General features: G+C 70.2%; 2 protein-coding genes. One reads left to right on the top strand and one right to left on the bottom strand.

Annotation, left to right across the window (positions count from 1 at the left end; translation table 11 throughout):
• A partial coding sequence (locus ACJA3G_RS34320; protein WP_406556943.1) for an LPXTG cell wall anchor domain-containing protein occupies window positions 1-362 on the top strand: 362 nt, incomplete at its 5' end.
• Between the two features lie 748 nt (window positions 363-1110).
• Here the strand turns inward: ACJA3G_RS34320 and ACJA3G_RS34315 are convergent.
• Entirely contained in the window at window positions 1111-2886 is a 1776-nt protein-coding gene (locus ACJA3G_RS34315; protein ID WP_406556942.1) for an FG-GAP repeat domain-containing protein, read from the bottom strand.
• Window positions 2887-2905 lie beyond the last annotated feature (19 nt).

Raw genomic sequence — 2905 nt, 5'->3', positions numbered from 1 at the left:
GTCCCACTCCGAACGGCGGGCCCAGGCCGACGTCGACCGTCCACACGACCGGCACCGGCAACCCCAAGCCCACCCCGGGCAAGCCGGACACCGGCAAGCCGAAGCCGAGCGCGACCACAGCGGATCCGTCCGCCACCGCCGGTGCCCGTCCCACTCCGAACGGCGGGCCCAGGCCGACGTCGACCGTCCACACGACCGGCACACCGGTCACCGTCGGTGGCACCGGTGATTCCGGCGGCGCCCTGGCCGCCACCGGAACAAGCGACGCCCTCCCGTGGGCAGCCGGCGCCGGCGCGGCTGCAGTCGCCCTCGGCGCCGGGCTCTTCCTGAAGACCCGAAACCGCCGGACGCAGGCACACTGACGCATGTGGCCCCGGAGCCCATGGACCGGAGCGGCGCTCTGTCGCTCGGTCCGGTCCACGGGCCCCGGGGCTGCGCGTACTTCAGGGGCTCACCAATCCTCGCGTGGTGTACAGGGCCGAGCCCCACACCGGCCGTTCAGCAGCAGCGCAAGGCCCCCTGCTGGATCAGCCATGGACATCCTCCGCCGCCACGTTGATTCTCTGCGGGCCCATATTTGCCCCTGACCGCGGTGCGCCGCTACCGGGATGCCGGATGCCGGGTGCCGGTCCACCCGCAGCACTGCGCAACAGCGGAATCCCGCAGGCCGCCCTCACCCCGACACACCGCCCCGCCCGGCTGGCGGGCCCCCGACCGCTCCGGGCGCATCGACGGTACACCTAAGACCCCGCCTCGGCTCCTCACTTTCCGGCGAAGCCCAGGGTGATCCCAGCTGGTTCCCTCCTGTATCGCGTGGTGAGAACCACCTGATGCGGCTCAAAGGAGCATCAAGTCGGCCTTACGGGGCGGGAAGCGTGAGGCGAAAGACGGGGCTTCCGAGGCGCCGAAGGAGCCATCCGTGCGGGTCCGGATGGTGAAAAGTGGGTGCGGGGGGGGGCGACCAGCCGGACGATCCGTGCCGGGCACTGTGCCGGGAGGTGGGGCCCCCCGTCCCGTACGAGCGCCAGCGACAGCAGGAGGCCGTGGGTGTCGGAACACCCACGGCCTCGATATCTACTGGATCGTCAGAACCCTGGAGCGGTGGCCTGCTCAGACGAGAGTGTTGTACGTGTTCCAGCCGTCGCCGATCTGCAGTCGTGGTCCGAACGGGGCGTCGGCGTTGCCGGTCGCGAAGTAGATCCAGAGACTGCCATCGTGATCCCGGGCCAGCAGACTGCCTGCGTGGCCGTGCCCGGACAGGTCTCCGGGCGTGGAGAGGGCGGTGTAGGTGTTCCAGCCGCCGCCGATGCGGGTGCGGTCGCTGAAGGGGGAGGCGGCCCGTCCGGTGCCCCGGTAGAGCCAGAGCACACCGTTGTGGTCGCGGGCGACCAAATCGGGGCGTCCGTCGCCGGTCAGGTCGGTGCCGCCCACGATCGTGGTGTAGGTGTTCCAGCCGCCACCGACGCGGGTACGGGTGGCGAAGGGCGCGCTCGGGTTGCCGGTCCCCTTGTACAGCCAGAGCATGCCGGCTCGGTCGCGGGCGAGGAGGTCCGGCCTGCCGTCCCCGGTCACATCGCCCGCGCCGAGAAGGGTGTCGTAGATCTGCCAGCCGCCCCCGACCCGGCTGCGGGACAGGAACGGGGCGTTGCCGTCGCCGCTGCCCGCGTAGTACCAGAGCACGCCGGAGCGGTCGCGGGCGACGAGGTCGCCGTTGCCCTGGACGCCGAGGGTGGAGACCTTGGTCAGCAGGTCGTACGTCTGCCAGCCCCCTCCTACTCGGGTGCGGGGGGTGTAGTACTGGCCGTGGTATTCGGGGTACTCGCCCTCCCTGTACTGCCACATGACGCCGGCTGCGTCCCTGCCGTAGAAGGAGTGCCTGGCGGAGGCGGGGACGTAGTCGTGTTCGAAGTGGAACTCCTGGTCCTGTCTCAGTACCTCTCTTCCGTCGTCGGCGAACGTGCAGAAAGCGCCGTTGAGGAAGCTGGCCGGAAGCCCCCAGGAGGCAGACAGACGCAGGTCCTCGGTTGCCTCGACCGGCTTATCGGCTCCCCACGAGCGCGCGGGGAAGTCGAGGACGGCGGCGCCACCGGCATCTGTCGTCCAGGGAACCCGGGCGTACTGCGAGCCGCCCGTCGAGTACTCGACCGTCACCCCCTCGGTCAGCTTCGTGGCGCTGTAGCCGGCGGCTGCCAGCTGCTGCGCGGTGAATCGCAGCTGGGTGTGCGTTTTCGTCGGGGGCGAAGGCATGGCCCCCATGTGCGTGGTGAGTCGCATGTGGGCGGGCTGGGGGTAACCCGCGCTGACGACGATGGTCGCGTTGGTACCGGTGCCGTGCCCTGGGGAATCCCAACTGCTCGTGAACGTCGGCCCTGCCAGGCGCAGCCCTACCGGGCCCTGGTCGATGGCGTTGTCGAGGAACTGCCCGCTGGCACCGTCCACGAGATGGCCGTACATGATGACGTTGTCGTCTACACCGTACTCGGCGACCACATGGAGACGAGTCGTGCCTTCGGCCAGGGGCGCTCCGGGAACACCGTCGTGGTCGCCGTCGGCCGCGCCGACCTCGAAGACCCTGGTCGAGCTGTCTGCCGGGTCGTAGTGGGACGGCACGTCGGTACCGGCGTCGTCCGTGATCCGTATGTGGGTCAGCCCGGCACCGTGGAGGTCCAGCCGGATATAGGTGTCGTCGGAGGGCGGATTGGTGACCGTGAGATCCGCCTCGCCCGGGGCGCCGTTGACATGGATGACGTCAGGGACGAGCACATCCAGTCCGGCTTCCGAGGCACCGGCGTCGGCGGCCAAGGCCGTCTGGACGGGGACGGCGCCGATTGCCGTACTCAGCGCGGCGATCGCCAGCGCGACGCGGTGACGATGACTGATACGCACGTGGGGAGGCCTTCCGGGG

Source organism: Streptomyces sp. YS-3 (genome assembly GCF_045257485.1).
GTDB lineage: Bacteria > Actinomycetota > Actinomycetes > Streptomycetales > Streptomycetaceae > Streptomyces.
This window is presented reverse-complemented; position numbering and strand designations above follow the sequence as displayed.